A 21,971-nucleotide genomic window follows, 5' to 3' on the forward strand; every position below is an offset into this window, starting at 1 on the left:
TTAAATGGATGATATAATTGTTCGAAATTATGAACAAACCAAAGAAGAAATCCTTGTCAGGTATGACAAGGATTCTTTTTATGAGGACTGGCAACAAAATGAAACTTGGGAAATTGGGCTATCAGTAACAAATTTGATCAATCAAGAAGTGTTTGATTTGATTGAGTATGAATCCTCGATTACTTTTAATGGTCAAGAATTTATTATAAAAAAAATGACTAAAAATGTAGTAGGTGGATTAGTAACCAAACAGATAGTTGCAACACATATTTATTATACAATTCAAGATGGTTATCAATATGAAAAAGTAACAGGTACAAAATCGATTAATCAATTGTTGACACATATTTTTAAAGCTGGTAATCGAGGATTTACATGGGAAGTTATTGATCCAAATAAAAAGTTTTTAACTGTTCAACAAGAGAATTTTGGTGATGGAAATTATTTGAAGCTAATTAATGAGCTTCTTTCAGATTATAATGCAGTGGTTATTCCTAATAATAAGCATCTTATGTTTTATCCGATTAGTGAGTATGGTCAGAAAGTAGAAGAACAAATTCGCTATAAATATAATACTGATGATGTTACGTTTGATATTGATACTTACTCATTGAAAACTCAGATTAAAGGCTATGGAAAATTGAAAGAAGGTATTAACACAGAAAATCCAAAAGATAGTGATTATGTGTTTACACCAATCACGTATACCAGTCCGGAATCAGAAACATGGGGAATTAGGATTCAAGATCCGGTTACTGATGAACGCTATACGATATCGGGAAATATGCTTGAACGTTTAAAAAACGATTTACAAGATTATCCAAGTATTTCTGGATCAGTTACTTTAAAATGGAAAATCAATCCTCAAAAAGGAGATTACGTACCATTTATTTATGAACCACTAAATATTAATACTTATATACAAGTAGTGGGAATAAAAACTTATCCAGCAATTCCTAACAAACCACCAGAAATTACATTAAGTAATACAAAGAAGACAATGACGGCTATTTTAGCGAATATGGTAAAGAAAGGAGTAGTTTGATGTTATTAAAGAAATTAACCACTAATCTTATTACAGGAAAATGGAAAGAAATATTTAATCATAATGTTGATTGTTTAAATGACTTAGAAACCTCCTTAAAAGAAAATGACGATTATTTAAACAATCGAATTGATAATCTTGTACTATCTTCTGGTGGAGATTCGCCAAATGAAGTAGTAGATGGGAGAGTCGATTATAAAGGAGAAACGTATAGCGTTCTTCAAGAACGTTTGATTGCATCTGAACGACTATTTAGAGGAGAAATAGACGAATTGCAGAACAAACAACTAAATATGCAAAAACAAGTGGGACAATTAAATGGGAGTATTGAACAAATCATAGGTGGTTCCGCTGCACAAATTAACATTTACGTTTCAGCAAGCAATGGAAGTGATCAAACTGGAGACGGTTCGGAAGAGAATCCGTTTGCGACTATTCAAATGGCTTTCAACCAAGTACCTTTGATTACTATCCCATCAGTTACAATATGGATTGATTCCGGTGTATATTTGGAAGATGCTGTTCTTAGAAACGTTAACGTGACATCAGTATATGTACGATGCAGAGACAATATAGATAACATTGATGTTTCAACCTCGGATTTGCCAGTTAAAGTTAGAAGTATCGCATTTTATTATGTCCGCGGCTACATTCAGGTCAGTGGATTACAATTTGTTGATACTGCCAATGGTCCTACATACGGAGGTAGTATCTATCAGTTGTTAGCTGATCAAAGTGGTTATATGTCGGTTGTAAAATGTAAATTTGCAAATGATAATCGAAATACTGCGTCCATGGGAATATGTATAAATGGTACTTCACAGTGTCATGTTTACAACGGAACGTATTTTTATAAACAAAACATTGCTATCAGAGCGAAATTCATGGGAACGATTCTTATCAGTGATATTGTCGGCTCACAGAATGTAGTTGGTGCGCAATCTGACGATGGCTTGATACGCCGCGAGCCGCCCACTAGCTTTGCTGATACGCAAACGAAAGTTACTGGTTGTGGTCTATACATTAAGAAAGGACTAGTGTTGGGTTAATGATGTATAAAACTAACGATTCAATCATTTGTATTCAAGCGGAAGCTACGAAACCAATTTATACAAACATTGTTTTTTGGTCGCATGACAGAGGAACAGCCAAACTAAGATTCAAACTGATGAAAGAGAATACTCCGCTTAGTTTAGCGGAAGGGACGACCGTTCCAATTCGATTGAGGTTCAAATCTGAAACAGCAGAAGGCGGATATGGAAAACATGACTATCTTGCCACTATTGAAGATCGTGTGAATGGTATTGTATCTATTGTATTAGAAGATAATATTTTAGGATATGTCGGAAAAGTAGAAGGTAGCGTATATATTGATTTTCCAAACGACCTCTCGTTAGATACAGCTGGTCGTTTTACTTTTTACATCAAACGCAGTCCAATTGATGACAGTATGCCAGAACTAGAAGATTATTATTTCAATGGTTTTAGTCAAAACATTGATAAAATTGAAAAAATTCTAGCTGATAGAAAGTTAGAGATTGATCAAAAAATTGCGGAATCCGAAACTCAGATTGATGGAAAACTAAAAGACACAAACGACAAAATCACGAAAGCTAATCAAGATATCGCAGCTCTCAATACCAATATTGATAAGGCGAATGACTGTATTGATCAAACTAATCAGCAAATAGGCAACCTTGGAAAGCTGAAAAAGATGTACAGTAACAGCATCGACTTCTGGGACTATGATTATAGTGGAAATCCAAATCTATTAAGCACTATAACTAGTGATTATTTTACAACAAAAGATAATGTAACAATCACCAACGAAAATAGGGGTGTAAAATTAACTTTTAGAAATTCTGGATTTGGTGCTGAAACAGGAAATGTCATGCAAATCAAGCCCCAAACAACCTATACGCTTTCTGCTAAGGTAACAGTGAATGAGGATTTTGTAGGAGACTTGTCAAAAGTTCGACTAACTTATAGAAAATTTCCTGGAGGTAACATTCTGCTGGGAACAAACTTAGCTGATACGTTAGTTGGAGAAACAAAAATGATTTCTGTGACTGGTAGTGTATCAGAGATGAAACAAGTAGAGCGTACTTATCTACGTTTAGATAGTAATTCCCAAATAGTGGATGGATCAATCAGTATAGAATATATCAAGTTAGAAGAAGGAGCAATACCTACGCCATATCACCCCAACTTATTTGAAAAACCATGGCAGATATCCAAAATTCCTTTGAATGAAAATCTGGCAAATCAGTCGGTTGTATTTCCAATAAATACATCAACTTATAATTTGTATGCCGCAAAGATGAAAAAGAAGTTGGAAATAGGGAAAACCATGACAATTACACTAAAAGGAACGAAGCCAGTCAATCAGTCTTTTAAACTATTTGGAAATGGTTCGATTGATTACGGCACATTAACCCCTGTGAATGGTTTAGTTGATACATGGCGTTTAACTTTTACACCTAATGAGGTAGCTACTGCTAATCCTAGCAATATCGAACTTTACCAAGTACCAAAAAATACACTTGGAAATTGCACAATTGAGTGGTTAAAAATAGAAGAAGGAGATGTAGCTACTCCGAATATCATAGATTATAAATATTTCGGTGAAGGCTTGAAAGATAGTGTTAATCCAAATGATTACAGCTGGGACATCACACCTGAGTATACAGAAAAGAGTTTTGCGAGAGAAGACTGTGTGGTTCATAATTCAGGAAATGAATCTATTGATGGTTTTAAAGACTTTCGACAAACACCAACAGTGAATGATACACCAGTAGCTTTAGATCGTTTTGTTTCAAAAACAGTAAAAACAACGAATACAACAGATTTTACCAATGAAAGTTCAGTCAGATTTGAACGATGTGGACGAAGTGTAGTGGCTAATTTTGCGATTACAAATAAATCAGCAAATTTTGCTGGATGGAAAGTTTTAATGCCTTTTCCAAGAGGATATAATCCGATTTCGCTAAAGGATTGGGGTGGAACTTTGGCAAATAAAACCAATCGAAATCCTGCATTATCTGTTTACGCAAATGCTTCGGGAATTGTTGTGATGGTTTCTACTACAAATTTACCAGAAAATCAAGAGTGTTCTGGAACCATCAGCTATTTTACAAATGATGCGTGGCCAAATTAATAGGGGGAATAACTAATGAAAACAATGTATGAATATATGTATCCAGTAGGTTGCAAGGTATGGGAAAATATGCCAGATGATTTCCCAGAAGGAGTGCCGTATACCTTGGTACCACCATTACCAGATATTCCGTTAGATCGTCAGTTTTGGAATCCGAGTGAACGGAAATGGGAAGAAGTTGTCACACAAGATTTCTCTAAAAAACTAGAGTTGTTGGAAGAAATCCATCGTAAGACCGAACAACAGCTTGAACAAGTTCAAGAGGAAAATCAAGCGTTTAAAGAAAATAATCAATCATTAAATGAACAAGTTACGAATTTACAAGTGGCAATGACCTAAATTTATGAATATTCATTAGGGAGTGAGTAACATGGAAAACATCTATGCAGACCGAATCAAAAAAGGAAAGAAAACGATTGATGACGTACCTAAAACATTAAAAAAGAAAGTTCAAGCAATTTTGGATAAAAAAGAAGATGAAAAAGTGAAAGAAATTCTCACTGAATAGGAAGAGGGTGAGAAAAAATGAAAGGTATCGATCAGATTTTTAACAAGCTAGTCGCAATCGACGGGCTTATTTTTTTACCATTAACAGTTATATTGATCGGGTTTATTATTTTCGCTTCTTGGCGAATCAATATTTACTATCGAAATGAACTACATGATGAAAGAGAAAGCTCAAAACAGGACCGACGAGACTTTTTGGCTACGTTGAATGAGTTGAATAAAGGATTTGAATTTATACGTTCAGATGTGAAGCGAATCGATGACAAAGTTACTGAAATCGAGAAGGAAGTACGGAAATAATTCTGTGCTTCTTTTTTATGTTTGAAAGGTGGTGAGGTATCGTGGAATCATTCTCAACTGAAATGATACTCGCTATGTGTGGGTTATATGTGGCAGGAAAAGTGTTAAAGGAAATTCCTAAGTTTCCCGACTGGGGAATTCCTTTAGCACTTACGATAATTAGTTGTATTTGTACACCACTATTATTTGGTGGGTATAACGTATTTCACTTTTTTGTAGCTATTGTGGCTGTAGGAATTACAGTGTATGGCGATCAATTATGGAAACAAACGACTTATGGAATCAAAGAATTAGATAAAGGAGACGATGAAAATGAGTTACACAATTAACAAAGAATTTATGTTAGCAGCAAACGAAGGCGATTCAAGAAAAACTCAAAATTGGTACATTATCGCTCATGAAACAGCCAATCCTCGTGCAACTGGGCGGAATGAAGCAAGTTATATGAAAAATAATTGGCGTAATGCTTATACGACTCATGTTGTAGGCGATGGTATCGTTTATTTGATTGGAGAACCAGGCTATGTTTCTTGGGGCGCATTAGATGCCAATTGTTATGCACCAGCGCAAATCGAATTACAACATACGACAGATAAAGCTTTATTTGAAAAAAATTACCGTGTGTATGTGGAATTGATTCGCGACTTATGTAATCAATTCGGTATTCCTAAAACACTTGATGCAGGTGGAAAAGGCATAAAAGGAGTGAAAAGCCATCAATGGGTAACACAAAATTATGGTGGTGACCACACGGATCCATACGGCTATTTAGCAAGTATGGGAATCAGCAAAGAACAGTTTGCACGAGATATAGCGAATGGTTTTGGTTCTAGTTGTAAGACAGTAACTGCACAATCTAAACCAGTTGCAAAACCACAAACACCATCCGACCATGACAAAGCAGTAGCAGCAAGTAAAGCTGTTCATCAAGGTAACGCATGGGCGAAACTAGACAAATTCAATGAAGTAAGTAAAGGAAAAGTTCGAATTGCTGGTTGGCTAGTGCCAGATAAACCAGATGGTCCAATTGGAAAATGTGCTTATATTCTTATTATGAAGCATGGCACAAATAAAGAAATCACTCGTGTGGCTTCCCAAGGGATCAAACGCCCTGATGTGAAGAAAACCTATGGATACAAAGGTGGCGATGCTTTAGGAATGGACGTTACTGTGGATCTAAGTTGGGTGAAAAAAGGAACGAAAATCGATATCATTTTCCGTCGTTGTAATCAAGCAAATGGTGAAGGTGCAGTGAATGATGTGCGTATCAGGGATATTTATTTAACATTATAAAAATGTGGTATTAATTTTAAAAAAAAATTATTGAAGGTAAGTTTGAAGTAATATATTATTGTTATAGAGATTTTGGCTATTAAATTATCTCTCATATACAAGCTAATGAGTCTCTATAACAACTCCCTCTTTTTTTGACATCTGATTATGTAAATCTGGTAGAATGTTCTTTTGTATCTCTTTCATGTCCCCTATCAGATTTGCATGACACCTTGTACTTTTAGCTTAACTGGTCAGATCAGATGGCTTATAACTATCTGATTGTAGGTTTTAATTCTACAGGGTACATAAAAATTTAGTTACCATTAAGGAGGAACTTATATGGATAAAAGACTTAAATTTATCAATATTCTCAGTTTATTAATAGGAATATTAGTAAGTATAGAAATTTTTACAAACTGGTTTGGTATGCTATTTTCTAGTCTCATTCCTGTTTTATTAATGGGAGTAATAGGATTTATACTTTCTATTTGGTCATTAAGTAAAAATAGTAGTCTTATTGAAAAAGTTATCTCAGTATGTGGATTGTTGTTAAATATTATCCCTGTAGGATATTTTATATTATTATTTTTTGCAATAGGTTAATATCTTATGTTTTTTTGACATGTTATATAGGGAAGTTAATCTATAATTTAAATTATTTTTCAAACATATTTGATATGCACTTTATTTCTTTATTTTAATTTATAAGTATAAAAAAATAAAAAACAATAAATTTAATTATGTTAAAATGATAATGTCATCATATTACACAATCTTAACCCCGTTTCCATTTATGGTGACATCTATTCAGAGCTACTTGAAAGAGTAGCTCTTTCTAGTTTCTTTAGATTAATATATTTTATAAAAAATAGATTGTATTTCTATTCTGACGTTTTTGATTAAATATAATGTTTTTCTTATTAGGCGGTATTTTTTATATTAGATATAACAAAAACAAATAAAAAAACTTGATTTCATATATTATAATTATAATGTGCTACAAGATATTCCATGTTGTATTCGCATTATTCAGTTTAAACTACGTAGCACAAAATAAAATTCGTAGTAAACTACGATCAACTTCACAAAGATCTCCTGTGTTTTACTGCGATTTATTATCTATAAGACTACTCATAAGAGTAGTCTTTACATAAAAAACTAATAAAGAAGGTATCACTATGTATTATGTAGAAGTACAAACACGAGGAGTAAAAAACAAACAATATGTCAAAAGTGTAATCAATAATTATCCACTATTAGGATCATGGAAAGAGGCTGAACCATTTTCAAAAGAATGTGCATTGCAAATAAAATCAGTTTTAGAATAAGAACTAATTTGTGGAAAAGCAATTGACAATATTTTAGAAAAGTAAAATTTATTAAAGTTTTAAGTAAACGATGTAATATTATATTAGTAGCGTTAGTCATTTATTTTCAATTTCAATTTTTTCGTCCTTTAATTAATCATTTTAAATGCTTAGTCTAAATTTTTGTAATAAAAAACGTATCAAACAATTATCTTTGTGTTACCATTACTTCCGTGTTATAGTAAATAAGTAATCTAATTTGAAACGTAATCTGAGCGATATATTCACACTATAAAAACTCCTTTTACTAATTAATATTAATTGCAACAAAACACGTATTATATACGTATTAGGAGGAAATATATATGAATAACGGTACAGTAAAATGGTTTAACTCAGATAAAGGTTTTGGATTTATCACTGGTGAAGATGGAAATGACGTATTTGCACACTTCTCAGCTATCCAAGGCGATGGATTCAAAACATTAGATGAAGGTCAAGCTGTTTCTTATGATATTGAAGAAGGACAACGTGGCCCTCAAGCAGTAAATATTGTAAAATAATGTTGAACTTTAACCACCTCAATCGAGGTGGTTTTTATATAATGGCTCATAACCGTCCGGTCGTAGGTTCGAGTCCTACAGGGTACATAAGATAATAATATTTATAGCTCAAAGCTCACCGGAGTTTATTTATGGGAGCTTTGAGCTTATTTATCTGTGCTTTTAATAACTAATTTTTAAATCAAAAATTATATAACTTATTATACAATTTATTAATAAAATTATTACAATATTATCAAAGCAGATTCATAAAATAATGTTTTTGTATCATAAACGTTTAATTTGAACTTATGTTCCCTGTATGTTAAAGTGATTTCATAATCTTCAAAGATTATATCTGTTAAGAAACCCAAAAGCTATTGTCTTTAGGGTTTTCTTTTGCTTTAATAATATTAGCAGATATATGAGAAGAGGTATTTTTATTATGAATTTTACTAATGATATGTTGCGTAGATATCTTAGCGAGCTTACTATTCCTCAAAAAGAAGAAGTTGAAGCTATATATAAAAATTTAACTAACCTTGATAGAGCTTATTATGATTCTTTAGAGGACGCTTTGAATAACAAATTGGAATTACAAAAAGTATTAGAAGCTATAGACATTTTTGAGTTCGAAAATAGATATAAGTATAGTGCTATTTTCGAAATTACTAATGACGAAGTAACAATTGAAGAATTAATGACTAAGTTACCCATAGAAAACAAAAAAATAGAAGTTTATAATTTAGATAGTCAAAATTTAAAATTTAGAAGATCAAACAACGAATTTAAATTGAATTATCTAATTAGTTTTAAACATATCGATGAGAGAGGAAAGTTTGTTACTATAGAGAGAGCAAATAATGTTCTGATAGCTTTTCACAAGATTAATGAACAAATTTTTTTAGAGGTTTCTGTTTCTGATATTAGGTTATTTTATCGACAAAACGATCCAGACTATTTTAAAAATATGATTTATTTAATTAAAAATAAGTTATCTTTTATTTTAGGTGAAGCATTAAACCCGGTTAACTTCTGTGAAACGGTTTTAGCTTTATCTAACAAAACGGACTTGCCGTCTGTCAAATGTACGGGTAAATCGATGAATACTAAGAAACGTGCTCAAGCAACTCTAAATAGTGGGAATTCTACAGATTTAGTCTTACCTATTTTGGGTGATTTAGAAGTGTTTATAGAAGAAAAAAGTAATCTGTTTACAAAAAATGCTGATACTTTAGAAATAAAAAAATCGTTGTTAGAATTTATTGAAGAAATAAAAATAAATTCAGATTATCCCTGGATTAATCTAACTTGGGGAGACACAAAAGGTCCCAAGGTGAGAACACTAGAAGTAAAATATTTGTTTTATTATCAAAAAGTTACTATTCTAAGTTACTACAGTCATTCTTTAGGAAGAGAGGGGATGCGTGATGCTACCAAAAAATTACTCAAAGAGTTTGTTAGCAGCCAGTCTCAGGGAAGAGTTGAAGAAGTTGGACAAGCCGTATAAGGTAGAAACAATTTTTGAAGATCTTTCTAGTTATAAAGTAAAAGAATATATTTATATTTCCTCTTTCAAAAATAAGCATGATTTGACATATAATGAGACAATTAAAATTCTCAATATATTTTTGAAAAAAAATATATTGAGAGAAATTTTTATTGTTTCGTTTTCTGGCAAATGGTTAGGTGAGTATTATAGCATAGCAGATATACCACTAAAGATATATGATGAAGAAGCTGGTATTGATTTAGAAGTAACAGAGGATCATATATTTACATGTTTTGAGGTGATTAATAGTGTTAAATGAGTTAGATCGTACTGTTAAATATCTTGAAGAATTAAATAATTATGATGAGAAACAAAGATTATTAGCTGCTTATTGCCTTAATGAAAATGATATTCAAAAACTCAAGGAAGATATTAATCGTATTGAGGCAGATGATTTTGAGACACCGACGGAAAAAGGGCATGCGCTGGAATCTTTAGCTAAATCTATATTATCATTAAAAAATATTTTTCATGTTGATACAAATTTACATACCTCGACAAATGAAGTGGATTTATTGTTAAAAATAAAACCTGGAACAAATCTCATAATTAAGACTTTTTATCCTAACTTGGCTAATTTAGAATTTATTGGTGAGTGTAAAAACTATCAAAAGAAAATAGATGTAACATGGATAGGGAAAGTTCACTCTTTATTGTGTCTGCATAAATTTGATGTTTGTCTATTATTCTCCAGATATGGATTTACTGGGAGAAAGTGGGATGCAGGTAAAGGGTTAGCAAGAAAAATTGCCTTAAAAGAGAATAAGTATGTTATTGATATTAACTTTAATGATTTAGAAAAACTAACTAAAATGTCTATTATTGAGCTAATTAATAATAAATACTATGATATTATTCATGACATTGACTATGCAAATTATTTATCTAAACATCCAGCTGAATTTAAATAAATATTTTTTGCTCTTATCTAAAAAACAGCCACTTAAATTTGATTGAGTTTTTTTGTTCTTCAATTTATTCTAAACATTTAATCCTACTTTTTGTATGAAAATATATATCGATTATTTATCCTTGTGTTAGTAATACGTCCATGTTATACTAAATAAGTAATCTAATTTGAAACGTAATCTGAGCGATATATTCACACTATAAAAACTCCTTTTACCAAGTAATATTAATTGCAACAAAACACGTATTATATACGTATTAGGAGGAAATATATATGAATAACGGTACAGTAAAATGGTTTAACTCAGATAAAGGTTTTGGATTTATCACTGGTGAAGATGGAAATGACGTATTTGCACACTTCTCAGCTATTCAAGGTGATGGATTCAAAACATTAGATGAAGGTCAAGCTGTTTCTTATGATATTGAAGAAGGACAACGTGGTCCTCAAGCAGTAAATATCGTAAAATAATGTTGAACTTTAACCACCTCAATCGAGGTGGTTTTTTATATAATGGCTCATAACCGTCCGGTCGTAGGTTCGAGTCCTGCAGGGTACGTAATTAATCTATTTGATAAAAACACTTGAAAATTATTAAATAATAAAAAGTATTTCTATTTTGATGTTTTTGGTTAAATAAATTTAATCGAGAATAGTTGACAACGTGTTTTTGCTTTGGTTTAATGTAATCAATAGAACCCCACACACCTCTGACTCAAGTGTCCCAAGTGGGGACGTTTTTTTGTTCAAGGAGAATGTCTATGAAATACAATAGATGTGCTACGACTGTTGAAAGGCAAGTAGAGATTTTGAAAGAAAGAGGTTTAGTAGTAGAAAATATTGAGTTTGCTATTAAAGCATTAAAAAAAATTGGTTATTTTAGATTTAAAGGATATTGCTTGCCTTATTATGAATCAAAAGATAAATTTAAAAATGGTGTAACTTTTGATTTGATTTATAAAAATTATCGTTTTGATGAACGTTTCAGATTATTGTTGTTCCAAATAATTGAACATATTGAAGTAGAATTGAAATCAGTGATATCTGGTGATTTTGCTTTAGCAACTTCTGCAACTGGATTTTATAACTCTGAGAATTTTGAAAATAAGGAATATCATGAAGCATGGTTAAAAAATTTTGAAAAATTAATATTTCAATCGGCTAAGAGAAGAGAATTATATACTGAACACTATATTACAAAATACGAAAAAATATTTCCTGTATGGGTAGCTGCAGAAATATCTGATTTTGGTTCTTTATCTAAGTTTTTTTCTAATATAAAAAGACCTTTGAGAAATAGTATTTCAAAAAGCAACTATGGTATAGGAAGTTTTTATTTAGCAAATTGGATTTATCTACTATCTTTAGTTAGAAATATTTGTGCGCATAATGGAAGAATATATGATAGAATATTTCCTATTCAAGCTAAGTTGACCAGAGAAGAACAAGAAAAAAATCTTATAAATAATCGAGCATTTATCGTTATATTAATTTGTCAAAAGTTATGTTTAGATAAAGAATACTTTTCTTTATTTAAAAAGAATTTGAAATATCTTATTGATTTATATGATGATTTCATTTCGATTGATCGTATAGGATTTCCTATAGATTGGAAAGAATATTTGCGTTAATACAATATTCCATGCAACTTTCCATAAATCATCCCCACTCACATTCGGGTGGTATTTTTTATTTTTATCTGTACGTCAAAAAAGTAATAAAACAATAATTTCAATCGTGGTAAAATGACAGTGTCATCATTTTACACAATCTATAAAAAATGAATTTTTTCTGAAACCCCCCAAGATGATGACATCCGTTCAAGGCTACTCGAAAGAGTAGCTTTTTTAGATTATTTGCAAATAACTTGGTTGTGAAAATTCATAGATTATTGTATAAAAAGTTGTAAAAAATAAAATTCAATAATGCTATAATAAAATGTCGGCTCGTCGCTTCCACAGAGATTTTTGTGGAAGGAGGTGTATAATTTGTTTGAATTCACTTTAGAGCACGTGCTCTTGCCATTGTTAATTGGTTTAACGTTGGCATTATTTAGTCATTGGCTAGATAAACATTAGAGCCGACGTGGCGCTTACTGTTTCGCAGCGGTAAGCGTCTTTTTTTGAAAAAGAAAAAACACAACGTATTCGCAGGTACGTTGTGTTTATGGTGTATATTTGTTTAAATTCACTTTCAAATATCATTATACTTGATAAATAAAATGTGTCAAACGTAATGAAAAATGACCATACTTTGACCATACTTTTTAGAAAAATATAGAAAATATTAGTAACTGAAAAACTTTATAAACGTTGATATTAAAGCAATCAGAATTAACTAGAATTAGTCAAAAAATGGAAAAATAAAAACTGTTAAATAATTTTATTTAATGATTCGAGTACCGCAATCCTGTTCACTTAGGATTGCGGTACTTTTTTTGGCTCTTTGTCAAATGATGTTGCTATAGTGAAATCTTATAATAACTGGAACAGAAAGAAGAAAAGCTTCTTTTTGTTCTTTCTAATATCATATTCGGTGATTTCTGTATTATCGAAATATTTAAACGTGTTATGTTTGGTATTTTTGTATTGAATATATTTTTTCTCCAATAAATTTAGTTTGACTAGGATAAATAGAATTATTTAATTTTTTTATTTTAAAGTAAAAAATGTTATTTTTTAGAGAAAATAATGTATAAATAATATATAAATAAAGATTTAAAGTTACAAAACATAACATCTTCTATTAAAAAACATAAATTATTTAACAAATTAAATAAAAATGTGTTTTAATGTAGTTAACATAGAAAGCGCTTCCTATGAAAAAGGTTAAAATAACAGAATATAATATTGGAGGTAAGTTATATGAATATAAAAAAAATAGCGGTGTTATCTTCGGCAACTCTTATGTTAGTTGCAACTTCTGTCTCCCCAGTGCTAGGATTGAATAGTACTGTATTTGCAGCTGAAATTGGAACAAAAGTTGATAAGATTAATGATTTACCAGAATCCAAGTTATTTACTGATGCGGTTGCAAATAAAAATCCGAAATTTAGTGTAAATGTTTCTTATGATGGTGATACTAAAATCAGTCAGTTGTTAGATGAAAATTTAAATGCTGTAGCTACTGAAATTTCAAACCCTACCACTTCGGAAATTTTAGCCGTGAAAAGAACAGATAAAGAAGTAATTGTTGAAAAAACAATAAAAGGGTATGATGGCAACTATGTTGTAAACACAGAGCATTTTGCGTATGCTACAATTGATGAGAGTACAAATCCTATCAATATTAGTCCAAGATATTATTATACGCCTTGGAGATATACTAATATTGCGGTAGGAACAAATCTTTTTTCATTCCTTACTGATCTTTCAGTAGGAGCAGTAGTTGCATTTACAGCAAATGTTTTTGGTATTACTGCAAAAGCAGCTGATTTGTTACTAGGATATATGGGGGCAAAAGGATTAAGTACTGGAGAGGCTATTGCAGCAGCACTAGATACAAATGGGAACGGTTGGATTGGATTATACGTTCGGGAAATGTGGAATGATTCGCAGACTGTTTTTATTGGGACAGAATATAAAACAATGTAAGTAAGGTGTAATGATGAAAAAGTTCGATTCCAGATATATAATAGGTGTATTTCTTGTATTGTTTATTTTAATAGGAAGTGTAGAATTCATTTTGAAAGGGCATCACTCATTTATTCTCAATGAAATTTATTTTAGAGTACCTATTGTTGTTGTCGGTATGGTTGAGATGCTACCAAATGAGAAAGGTTGGGGAACGTTTCGTGTGCTTTTTCTCGTTTTTTTGAGTGATTATTTATTAAAAAAAATATTCGATCATTTTGGGTTAGAAGAAATAACACTTACATTTATACCCTATCTAATTATCTTAGGAATCCTTTTGGTTATTTTCTTTGCCAGATTAACGATAAAAAAAGACTTTTTCGAACACATAAAAAAGGAAAATAAATGAACAGAAGAGGCTGTGACAGAAGTGTCTAGCTCTGAGAAATAAGCCGGAGAATCCAAAAATAGCATCCCCTATTTTTGGTGTTCTACGGCTTATTTTCTGATAGAATTTGGAATACCGTGGAAATGAGGTTGTGAGAGTATCGGGTAGCTCCAATGACAATAAGAAAGAATTTTTTGAAACAGCTGCCCATGTTTTGAGATTTTTTGACTTATCGCCTAAGGTCAGCTCTTTGAATACCGTTTACCCGTTTTTAAAGTGATTCCCCAGACTCTTTTTCTCATACTTCTGAATAATTACCAATGTGATAAAAAGCGTAAAATGAATAAAAAAGACTCATAGTTATTTTTGTGATACTCTAATAGAAGATGGATTATTTTAGGCAGGTGAAAAAATGAAAACAAAAAAACTACGTGTTTTCTTAATCATTATTGGACTCCTTTTGATTCTATTTATTGGTTATCGTTTATATTTGGAGTATCAGACGGATATCCAAATGTTTTTGGATCCCAAGACCAGTCGACAAGCATTACTGGATCAGATTCGATCACATGGCTTTCGGACAGCGCTCTTTTTGATATTACTGATCAGCGTGATGTGTGCTGTTCCAGGTATCCCTACTTCTGTCATCGGTGTATTGGTAGGTTTAAGCTATGGTCCGTTGCTAGGAACTTTAATCAATGTCTCTGGTAATGCTTTTGGGAATATGTTATCGATTTTTTTGATGCAACATTTAAAGCTGTTTGATCATTCAAAAAAATCCAATCGCTGGGTAACAGCGATCCGCAATATGAAACATCCCAAAATTGGCGTAATGGTGGGGTACATGGTTCCTGTGATCCCTTCTTCCGTTATCAACTTTGCAGCGATGACGTTAAATCTACAAATTCGTGACATCATTTTATCAATCGTGATTGGCGTGATTCCTTCCTCGATTCTTTATGCTTGTGGAGGCGAAGCGTTATTTCATGGCTATAGTAAGACGGCTTTGTTGTTAGTAGCTAGTGTCCTTATTTTGACACTTCTAGTGGTAATTATTTACAAGGATCGTAGAAAACGACATGTAAAATAATTGATATTATCAATGATTAAAAGAAATATCCCTTTGATTTCGTTCTATACTTTTAAGATTCATTTTTATTTTAATTTCACGATAACTTATGTTTCATAAAGTAGTAAAACACTGAACTTTCCTATTCCCAATTTTTCTAAGAAGTTGTAAACTAATAAAGGAAATGAGGGAAATAAATGGATAAAAATGAAAAAACGACGTTAACTTCTTCACTGATTTTGCTCTTATCAATTACTTGTGGCGTGGTAGTAGCGAATATGTATTATATCCAACCGATTGGTACGAAAGTGGCAGCCAGTTTATCGGTTAGCACAAGTGCAATTGGTATTTTGACGATGTTGACTCAACTTGGTTATGCGTTAGGTTTGTTGTTTTTGGTGCCATTAGGGGATGTAGTCGATCGTCCGAAGCTGATTATCCGAATGGCTGCACTCTCTGCGATTTCATTATTAGCGGCCTTTTTTGCACCGTCATTTACATTATTTGCGTGTGCTTCTTTTTTGATCGGCTTATTATCGATCGTGCCCCAAATCATTATTCCCTATGGAGCAGTATTGGCAGGGTCCAAGGCTAGAGGAAAAGTGATGGGGACCTTGTTAAGCGGTTTATTAGTGGGGATCTTACTTTCACGGACGGTTTCGGGCATTGTAGCAAGCCTCTTTTCTTGGCGGATGATTTATCTTTTTGCTTTAGTGTTAGTGGCTATCTTGACCGGATTATTGTATTGGAAAATGCCAAGAACGCAAATAAAAACAACTTCATCTGTATCGTATCTTGATTCCTTAAAAAGTTTACCTTATTTAGTGAAAACACAACGCTTATTGAGAGAAGCGTCTATTAGTGGCTTTTTTATGTTTGGAACTTTTTCGATTTTTTGGTCAACATTGATTTTTTATATCAGTAGTCCGGTGTACCATTGGGGAACATTTGAAGCAGGAATTTTGGCGATTTTTGGACTATCAGGAGCAGTAGCTGCACCGATTGTTGGTCGGTTGTCTGATTCTTATTCCGAGAGAAAGATTGTCGGAATGGGACTTGCGATGCAAACGCTCAGTTTTGTTGCTTTATTAGTTGCAGGGAGTCATTTAGTCGTTTTGTTAGTGGCAATTATTCTGTTAGATGTCGGGAATCAATTTGGTCAAGTGGCAAATCAGACACGAGTACAAGGACTAGGCGAAGCAGCAAGTAATCGAAATAACACGGTATTCATGTTTATGTATTTTATTGGCGGTGCTACTGGTTCATTACTAGGCACAACGATGTGGCAACAATTTGGTTGGCTCGGTGTGACACTTACTGGTTTAGCCTTTCAATTATGTGCCTATATTTGTCAATACATCATTTTTCAAAAGCGGTCATGATAGAAGTGTCCAACTTGAAAAGTAAGCTGAAGGATTCGAAAGTCGTTTTTCGATTCCTTCGCTTACTTTTTTAATATACTTCTATCCTATTTTATTTGGGAGTTTCTATAACTGATTTCGTGATCAACCGCAGTTATTAGAAAATTTCGTGCAACTTCCAACGAAAAAATAATATGGATACGTTCAATAGTATAAAATCACTTTGTTTAGTACCAGTTATATTATGAAAGATCAAAAAAATATTCAGTAGACTACTTAGAAATTTTTATATTTAATTTGTATAACATTTTCATATGAAAATGAGTTATTTCCATAAAAATCTATTCACTTAAAAGATATGTTTTGATAATTTCGTTAAACTGAGTTTAACTTAATTTAGCAAAAGGATTGGAGATGAAAGATATGGAAACAGTAGCAAGAAAAATAGGTAATTCTGTGGGAACAATTTTCCCGAAGGATATATCTCCAAAAGTGGGAGAAATATTTACTATTTTGAAAGTAGGAGAAGCGTATATATTGAAACCTAAGAAAGAAGATATTTTTAAAAACGAAAAGGCTTGGGAAGGTTTTAGAGAATCGATTACAGCCGAAGAATCCGAATGGGATAGCATGAAACTTGAAGGCGAGGAATACTAGAGGAAATATCCAAAACAAAAGGATATTATTTGGATCGACTTTGACCCTTCTAAAGGTAAAGATATAAGAAAGCGTAGACCTGCGTTAGTAGTTAGTAGAGACGAGTTTAATAAGCGTACAGGTTTTTGCTTAGTTTGTCCTATCACTTCTACAAAGAGGAACTTTGCAACATATATTGAAATAAAAGACCCGCAGAAAATAGTGGGTGAAGTAGCTACACACCAATTAAGATCGGTTGATTATACCACAAGAAATATTGAAAAAATTGAACAATGTGATTTGTTGACGTGGATTGAAGTGGTGGAAGTGATAGGGATGTTTATTTAGTAGGAGATAACGGGCAAAGTAGTAATTTCCATTTTAGAAAAAGTTAGATTACTCACCGCTTTTACGACGTTGGTTTTGCTAATAATTGACCATGTAGAAAAAAGTAACCATCTTCGAACTTTGGCGAATGAAGATACAATAGACACTTTATGAGTCTACCGTTTTTTTAACGATTCTAAATTGGGGCGATGTTTACCTGAACACTTAAGAAAAAAGAAAAGATTGTAAAAAACGATGATCTAAACAGCAATAGCCCCCATCCACACAAGGGTTCTTGTGTAGAGGAGACAGGCTGGTGTTAAAGGCTGTACATAATCTATTTTTAGAGAACCTAGTAAATGTTATCCCTCAATTTCAATCACTCGATCGACTAAATCTTGGTAAAATTCTTGTTCATGAGAGACGATGCTTACTGTCCCAGGAAAATGCTTGATACCGGTTTGTAAGCTATCTTTTGTTTCATGATCGATATGATTCGTTGGTTCATCAAGAATTAATAAGTTTCCTTGGTTCATCGTGAGTTGTGCCAATTTTACTTTGGTTTGTTCACCACCGCTAAGAGTAGAAAGTGGTTCACTAGCTAGTTGATTGACTAAACCAGATTTGGCTAGTTGTCTTCTTAATTCTTTAACGGTTGCTTTAGGAAACTGTGCGCCTAGATATTGTAAGGGTGTTTCTAAAGGTTTTTCCCAAATGAGATCTTGTGAAAAATAATTGATCGCTGTGTTGTCGGGAAAGTGATATTCGCCGGCTAGTTGTTCGATTTCGCCAATCAAGGTTTTCAAAAGTGTGGATTTACCAATACCGTTAAATCCACGAATCGCCACTTTTTCACCAAAGCGGATGGTTAGGTTGATCGGCGAAAGTAAAGGTCGGTCATACCCAATGACTAAATCGGTTGTTTCGACAGCCAATGTCGTTACGATCGGAGAATAAGGAAAATCAAAGATTGGCTTAGCTGTTGAGGCAGGCGGAGTCAATCGCTCAATTTTATCTAATTGTTTTTGGCGACTTTTTGCCATGGTAGAGCGAGAACCAGCTTTATATTTTCGGATATAAGCTTCGGTTTTTTCGATGTGCTTTTGTTGGGCATGAAATTGGCGTAGATAACTTTCACGGTTTTGTTCTTTTTGTCGTAATGCTTGTTTTAAATGACCCGTATATTTGGTGATTTTACCAAATTCTATGTCAGCGATATGGGTTGTGATTTTATCTAAAAATTCTTGGTCATGAGAAATCACGATATAAGCGCCCTCGAATGATTGTAAAAATTGAGTAAGCCATTGGATATGTTGGTCATCTAAGTGATTGGTTGGTTCATCTAAGATCAGAACATCGGGATTTTCTAAGAGTAATTTTGCCAAAATCACTTTGGAACGTTGACCACCACTCAGTTTTTTTAGAGGAGTGGACAATCCTAAAACGTCAATGCCTAGACCACTACTCATCTCAGCGACTAAGGTATCAATTTGATAGAATACTCCTTGGTCTAATTCTGTTTGAAGTTTTCCCGCTTTTTCGAGTAACGCCTCTTCCATTGTTTCGCTGTATTCTTGATAAAGTTGGGTAATCAATGCTTCTTTTTTAAATTCATCAGAATAGGCTGTTTTTAAAAATTCTTCGATGGTCAATGTTTCATCCACCGCTACATATTGATCTAAATAGCCTCTATGGATATTTTTTTGCCAATGGACTTGTCCATCATCTGGTAGAATTTCTCCTGTGATGATCTTGATCAACGTACTTTTGCCAGCTCCATTTTGTCCGATCAATCCTAGATGTTCTCCAGCATTGACTTGGAGTTGTACATTTTCATATAAGATTTTATCTCCAAATTGTTGCGTGATATTTGTTAATGTTAAAAGACTCATGTTCTGTTCCTTTCTAATAATGTTATGCATGTTAAGAAGACTAATAGAAGAAAGCAAAACAAATAAAAAAGCTGATCTGAAGTTGTTCAACATACTATAGGATCATTCGACATGATCGAACGAATCTAGGAGAACATGTCAGTTAAAATTTTTAAATAAGTTGCTCGTCTTTTAGAAAATCGTTTCTCAGTTAATGAGAAGTAGCGATTGTTTTCTAAATTTCTTGGTCTTTAATGTTTTAATTATAAAAAACGTATACAAAAAGTATCAGTTTAAAGGACATGCGATAGGTTATCTTATGCAACCTAACATGCAAGGGACAGGATTGTCAAGAAAACGAAAATCGTTGGTTTTGGTCTATACTAATATTGTAAAAAAAGACAAGTCGTGCTATAATTGGGCTATACCAAAAACAAAGGAGTAGTCGTTATGGAAATCATTCGAGTGAAAAATGCTGAAGAGGGCGGAAAAAAAGCTTTTGAAATTATTAAAAAAGGCATGGAAAATGGGGCAAAAGTATTAGGTCTTGCAACAGGTAGTACGCCAATTACTTTATACAAAGAAATGACTTCAAGCGATCTGGATTTCAGTGACATGACTTCTGTAAACTTAGACGAGTACGTTGGACTAGGCGGTTCAGATGATCAAAGTTACCGTCATTTTATGAATAGCCAATTGTTTGATAAAAAACCATTTAAAGAATCATATGTACCAGATGGAAAAGCTGCTGATCTTGAAGCGGCTTGTCAAGAATACGATGAAATCCTTGAACAACATCCAATCGATATCCAAATTCTAGGAATTGGTCAAAATGGACATATCGGATTCAATGAACCTGGTGCACCATTTGATGGCACAACTTCAGTAGTGGACTTAACAGAATCAACGATCAATGCGAATAAACGATTCTTTGAAAAGGCAGAAGATGTTCCAACAAAAGCTGTCTCAATGGGGATTGGTTCGATCTTAAAAGGAAAAGAGATTGTCTTACTTGCTTATGGTGAAAACAAAGCAGATGCAATCAAAGGAATGATTCAAGGACCAATGACCACTGATTTGCCAGCAAGTGCTTTGCAAGAACACGACAACGTGATCGTGATTATTGATGATGCAGCAGGAAGCAAACTATAAGAATAAATAAAAATTTTGGGGGGCTGCTCGTTTTCAGCTCCCTTTTTTGATCGAATAAGATTTTTAATCTGTCGCACAAAGCAATGGGGGGATTTGCTTTGTTTGAAGTTGCGAAACATGCTATATTGGTTTGGAGGGGATTTATATGGATGAGATGATCTTATCGGTCCCAGAAATCATCTTACGACTAGGGATTGCATTGATCTTTGGCGGGGCGATTGGATTTGAACGGCAATATAAAAATCGTCCAGCAGGGATGCGGACGCATATTTTAGTATGTATGGGTGCTTGTATCATTGCGCTGATCCAAGTGGAAATTGCAAGTAAAGCGTTACGTGATGCGTTAGAATACCCAGAACTAGTTGGTACGATTCGCTCAGATGAAGCACGTTTGATTGCACAAGTCGTTAGTGGCGTTGGGTTTTTAGGAGCTGGCACGATCATTGTGACGAAACAATCAGTCACCGGGCTAACCACAGCTGCTTCCCTGTGGGCGATTGCTGGACTAGGAATCGCCATTGGTATGGGATTTTATTGGATTGCGATCATTAGTTTTATCGGGATCGTGATTGCATTAACAGTGGTGAAAAAAATTATCCACGTACCAACGACCAAAAAACTAGAAATCCAATATATTCATCGGAAAGAAACCAAAGATTTCTTGACCGAGTATTTTGAACAACGAGGAATTATCATTGAAGACGTAAATTTTGACGTGGATTTCGTGGAGGATTATCGGGTATATAAAAATATTTATACAATTGACTTACCAAAGGACATGACTTATGCAGATGTCATTGAAGAGTTATCTGTCCATAAAAATATCATGAAGCTTCATTTAGTTAGTGTGGCACAATGAAACAATTCCTTTCAGTTGGTAATATAAGGCTTTTCACACATTGGTTTTATGAAGAGTCGGTTACAAAAGAAAAAACGCTCATTCGCTAAGAGAGTATTTCCTATTTTAGCCAATGAGCGTTTTTTGGTGTCTTTTTTTGAT

The 21,971-nt window shown here is 33.0% G+C and carries 25 protein-coding genes and 1 tRNA gene; 25 read left to right on the forward strand and 1 reads right to left on the reverse strand.

Annotated elements, in window-relative coordinates:
* Positions 1–4 precede the first annotated feature (4 nt).
* The 23 genes from IGK21_RS02150 to IGK21_RS02260 all read left to right on the forward strand — a co-directional run bounded on the left by IGK21_RS02150 (position 5) and on the right by IGK21_RS02260 (position 17,969).
* A complete protein-coding gene (locus tag IGK21_RS02150) occupies positions 5–1,045 on the forward strand; it encodes a phage tail protein (protein ID WP_010718747.1) in 1,041 nt (346 codons plus the stop codon).
* Entirely contained in the window at positions 1,045–2,094 is a 1,050-nt protein-coding gene (locus IGK21_RS02155; protein ID WP_010718748.1) for a hypothetical protein, read from the forward strand. The genes IGK21_RS02150 and IGK21_RS02155 overlap by 1 nt, the downstream gene beginning before the upstream one ends.
* Entirely contained in the window at positions 2,094–4,202 is a 2,109-nt protein-coding gene (locus IGK21_RS02160; RefSeq protein WP_080292491.1) for a BppU family phage baseplate upper protein, read from the forward strand. Before IGK21_RS02155 ends, IGK21_RS02160 begins: the two co-directional genes overlap by 1 nt.
* Before the next feature lie 15 nt (positions 4,203–4,217).
* Positions 4,218–4,541 carry a hypothetical protein gene (locus IGK21_RS02165; protein WP_088764506.1) on the forward strand — a complete coding sequence of 108 codons (324 nt, stop codon included), beginning with the start codon at positions 4,218–4,220 and terminating at the stop codon, positions 4,539–4,541.
* A gap of 31 nt (positions 4,542–4,572) precedes the next feature.
* A complete protein-coding gene (locus IGK21_RS02170; RefSeq protein ID WP_010720098.1) occupies positions 4,573–4,710 on the forward strand; it encodes a CD1375 family protein in 138 nt (45 codons plus the stop codon).
* Between the two features lie 17 nt (positions 4,711–4,727).
* A complete protein-coding gene (locus tag IGK21_RS02175; protein WP_438718850.1) occupies positions 4,728–5,009 on the forward strand; it encodes a hypothetical protein in 282 nt (93 codons plus the stop codon).
* A gap of 41 nt (positions 5,010–5,050) precedes the next feature.
* Positions 5,051–5,338: a phage holin family protein gene (locus IGK21_RS02180; RefSeq protein WP_010720097.1), complete on the forward strand. Its 288-nt coding sequence runs from the start codon at positions 5,051–5,053 to the stop codon at positions 5,336–5,338.
* Complete coding sequence (locus IGK21_RS02185; protein ID WP_438718852.1) at positions 5,322–6,302, forward strand: N-acetylmuramoyl-L-alanine amidase; 981 nt, start codon at positions 5,322–5,324, stop codon at positions 6,300–6,302. The genes IGK21_RS02180 and IGK21_RS02185 overlap by 17 nt, the downstream gene beginning before the upstream one ends.
* Positions 6,303–6,516: 214 nt before the next feature.
* Positions 6,517–6,590: transfer RNA gene (locus IGK21_RS02190), tRNA-Ile, on the forward strand.
* A gap of 33 nt (positions 6,591–6,623) precedes the next feature.
* Positions 6,624–6,887: a hypothetical protein gene (locus tag IGK21_RS02195; RefSeq protein ID WP_010737825.1), complete on the forward strand. Its 264-nt coding sequence runs from the start codon at positions 6,624–6,626 to the stop codon at positions 6,885–6,887.
* Between the two features lie 575 nt (positions 6,888–7,462).
* Positions 7,463–7,612, forward strand: a complete 150-nt coding sequence (locus tag IGK21_RS02200) for a hypothetical protein (RefSeq protein WP_205222260.1) — start codon at positions 7,463–7,465, stop codon at positions 7,610–7,612.
* A 344-nt stretch (positions 7,613–7,956) separates the two neighbouring features.
* Complete coding sequence (locus tag IGK21_RS02205) at positions 7,957–8,154, forward strand: cold-shock protein (RefSeq protein ID WP_010718754.1); 198 nt, start codon at positions 7,957–7,959, stop codon at positions 8,152–8,154.
* 424 nt (positions 8,155–8,578) lie between these two features.
* Positions 8,579–9,643, forward strand: coding sequence for a hypothetical protein (locus IGK21_RS02210; protein ID WP_317751202.1), 1,065 nt, complete (start codon positions 8,579–8,581; stop codon positions 9,641–9,643).
* Positions 9,627–9,944, forward strand: coding sequence for a hypothetical protein (locus IGK21_RS02215; RefSeq protein WP_317751201.1), 318 nt, complete (start codon positions 9,627–9,629; stop codon positions 9,942–9,944). The genes IGK21_RS02210 and IGK21_RS02215 overlap by 17 nt, the downstream gene beginning before the upstream one ends.
* The gene (locus IGK21_RS02220) at positions 9,934–10,596 is read left to right on the forward strand and encodes a hypothetical protein (RefSeq protein WP_317751200.1); all 663 of its coding nucleotides are present in this window, start codon (positions 9,934–9,936) and stop codon (positions 10,594–10,596) included. Before IGK21_RS02215 ends, IGK21_RS02220 begins: the two co-directional genes overlap by 11 nt.
* A 272-nt stretch (positions 10,597–10,868) precedes the next feature.
* The gene (locus tag IGK21_RS02225; protein WP_010718754.1) at positions 10,869–11,066 is read left to right on the forward strand and encodes a cold-shock protein; all 198 of its coding nucleotides are present in this window, start codon (positions 10,869–10,871) and stop codon (positions 11,064–11,066) included.
* A 290-nt stretch (positions 11,067–11,356) separates the two neighbouring features.
* Positions 11,357–12,226: an Abi family protein gene (locus IGK21_RS02230; RefSeq protein ID WP_128448501.1), complete on the forward strand. Its 870-nt coding sequence runs from the start codon at positions 11,357–11,359 to the stop codon at positions 12,224–12,226.
* Positions 12,227–13,459: 1,233 nt separating this feature from the next.
* Positions 13,460–14,188, forward strand: a complete 729-nt coding sequence (locus tag IGK21_RS02235) for a hypothetical protein (protein ID WP_051641769.1) — start codon at positions 13,460–13,462, stop codon at positions 14,186–14,188.
* A 13-nt stretch (positions 14,189–14,201) separates the two neighbouring features.
* Positions 14,202–14,576: a hypothetical protein gene (locus IGK21_RS02240; protein ID WP_010720093.1), complete on the forward strand. Its 375-nt coding sequence runs from the start codon at positions 14,202–14,204 to the stop codon at positions 14,574–14,576.
* Positions 14,577–14,967: 391 nt separating this feature from the next.
* Positions 14,968–15,645: a TVP38/TMEM64 family protein gene (locus IGK21_RS02245; protein ID WP_010720092.1), complete on the forward strand. Its 678-nt coding sequence runs from the start codon at positions 14,968–14,970 to the stop codon at positions 15,643–15,645.
* A gap of 176 nt (positions 15,646–15,821) precedes the next feature.
* The gene (locus IGK21_RS02250) at positions 15,822–17,006 is read left to right on the forward strand and encodes an MFS transporter (RefSeq protein WP_034699499.1); all 1,185 of its coding nucleotides are present in this window, start codon (positions 15,822–15,824) and stop codon (positions 17,004–17,006) included.
* A gap of 402 nt (positions 17,007–17,408) precedes the next feature.
* Entirely contained in the window at positions 17,409–17,642 is a 234-nt protein-coding gene (locus IGK21_RS02255) for an AbrB/MazE/SpoVT family DNA-binding domain-containing protein (RefSeq protein ID WP_010738460.1), read from the forward strand.
* 24 nt (positions 17,643–17,666) lie between these two features.
* Entirely contained in the window at positions 17,667–17,969 is a 303-nt protein-coding gene (locus IGK21_RS02260; RefSeq protein ID WP_080704604.1) for a type II toxin-antitoxin system PemK/MazF family toxin, read from the forward strand.
* 341 nt (positions 17,970–18,310) lie between these two features.
* On the opposite strand, the gene IGK21_RS02265 is transcribed toward IGK21_RS02260, so the two are convergent.
* Positions 18,311–19,840, reverse strand: a complete 1,530-nt coding sequence (locus IGK21_RS02265; protein ID WP_181918534.1) for an ABC-F family ATP-binding cassette domain-containing protein — start codon at positions 19,838–19,840, stop codon at positions 18,311–18,313.
* Positions 19,841–20,269: 429 nt separating this feature from the next.
* On the opposite strand from IGK21_RS02265, the gene IGK21_RS02270 reads away from it, so the two are divergent.
* Both IGK21_RS02270 and IGK21_RS02275 read left to right on the forward strand, forming a co-directional pair.
* Positions 20,270–20,971 (forward strand): glucosamine-6-phosphate deaminase, encoded by a 702-nt coding sequence (locus tag IGK21_RS02270; protein WP_010720087.1) that lies wholly within the window; start codon positions 20,270–20,272, stop codon positions 20,969–20,971.
* A 145-nt stretch (positions 20,972–21,116) separates the two neighbouring features.
* On the forward strand, positions 21,117–21,830 hold the full coding sequence (locus IGK21_RS02275) for an MgtC/SapB family protein (protein ID WP_010720086.1): 714 nt from the start codon (positions 21,117–21,119) through the stop codon (positions 21,828–21,830).
* The last annotated feature ends 141 nt before the right edge of the window (positions 21,831–21,971 follow it).

The sequence above is a fragment of the Enterococcus sp. DIV1421a genome (assembly GCF_051711025.1).
GTDB classification, from domain to species: Bacteria; Bacillota; Bacilli; order Lactobacillales; family Enterococcaceae; genus Enterococcus_B; species Enterococcus_B hirae.

What these genes read in the sequence shown, in the direction of transcription:
- IGK21_RS02150 (WP_010718747.1), top strand. Translation starts at nt 5, where the DNA reads ATGGATGATATAATTGTTCGAAATTATGAACAAACCAAAGAAGAAATC.
- IGK21_RS02155 (WP_010718748.1), top strand. Translation starts at nt 1,045, where the DNA reads ATGTTATTAAAGAAATTAACCACTAATCTTATTACAGGAAAATGGAAA.
- IGK21_RS02160 (WP_080292491.1), top strand. Translation starts at nt 2,094, where the DNA reads ATGATGTATAAAACTAACGATTCAATCATTTGTATTCAAGCGGAAGCT.
- IGK21_RS02165 (WP_088764506.1), top strand. Translation starts at nt 4,218, where the DNA reads ATGAAAACAATGTATGAATATATGTATCCAGTAGGTTGCAAGGTATGG.
- IGK21_RS02170 (WP_010720098.1), top strand. Translation starts at nt 4,573, where the DNA reads ATGGAAAACATCTATGCAGACCGAATCAAAAAAGGAAAGAAAACGATT.
- IGK21_RS02175 (WP_438718850.1), top strand. Translation starts at nt 4,728, where the DNA reads ATGAAAGGTATCGATCAGATTTTTAACAAGCTAGTCGCAATCGACGGG.
- IGK21_RS02185 (WP_438718852.1), top strand. Translation starts at nt 5,322, where the DNA reads ATGAGTTACACAATTAACAAAGAATTTATGTTAGCAGCAAACGAAGGC.
- IGK21_RS02195 (WP_010737825.1), top strand. Translation starts at nt 6,624, where the DNA reads ATGGATAAAAGACTTAAATTTATCAATATTCTCAGTTTATTAATAGGA.
- IGK21_RS02200 (WP_205222260.1), top strand. Translation starts at nt 7,463, where the DNA reads ATGTATTATGTAGAAGTACAAACACGAGGAGTAAAAAACAAACAATAT.
- IGK21_RS02205 (WP_010718754.1), top strand. Translation starts at nt 7,957, where the DNA reads ATGAATAACGGTACAGTAAAATGGTTTAACTCAGATAAAGGTTTTGGA.
- IGK21_RS02210 (WP_317751202.1), top strand. Translation starts at nt 8,579, where the DNA reads ATGAATTTTACTAATGATATGTTGCGTAGATATCTTAGCGAGCTTACT.
- IGK21_RS02225 (WP_010718754.1), top strand. Translation starts at nt 10,869, where the DNA reads ATGAATAACGGTACAGTAAAATGGTTTAACTCAGATAAAGGTTTTGGA.
- IGK21_RS02230 (WP_128448501.1), top strand. Translation starts at nt 11,357, where the DNA reads ATGAAATACAATAGATGTGCTACGACTGTTGAAAGGCAAGTAGAGATT.
- IGK21_RS02235 (WP_051641769.1), top strand. Translation starts at nt 13,460, where the DNA reads ATGAATATAAAAAAAATAGCGGTGTTATCTTCGGCAACTCTTATGTTA.
- IGK21_RS02240 (WP_010720093.1), top strand. Translation starts at nt 14,202, where the DNA reads ATGAAAAAGTTCGATTCCAGATATATAATAGGTGTATTTCTTGTATTG.
- IGK21_RS02245 (WP_010720092.1), top strand. Translation starts at nt 14,968, where the DNA reads ATGAAAACAAAAAAACTACGTGTTTTCTTAATCATTATTGGACTCCTT.
- IGK21_RS02250 (WP_034699499.1), top strand. Translation starts at nt 15,822, where the DNA reads ATGGATAAAAATGAAAAAACGACGTTAACTTCTTCACTGATTTTGCTC.
- IGK21_RS02255 (WP_010738460.1), top strand. Translation starts at nt 17,409, where the DNA reads ATGGAAACAGTAGCAAGAAAAATAGGTAATTCTGTGGGAACAATTTTC.
- IGK21_RS02265 (WP_181918534.1), bottom strand. Translation starts at nt 19,840, where the DNA reads ATGAGTCTTTTAACATTAACAAATATCACGCAACAATTTGGAGATAAA.
- IGK21_RS02270 (WP_010720087.1), top strand. Translation starts at nt 20,270, where the DNA reads ATGGAAATCATTCGAGTGAAAAATGCTGAAGAGGGCGGAAAAAAAGCT.
- IGK21_RS02275 (WP_010720086.1), top strand. Translation starts at nt 21,117, where the DNA reads ATGGATGAGATGATCTTATCGGTCCCAGAAATCATCTTACGACTAGGG.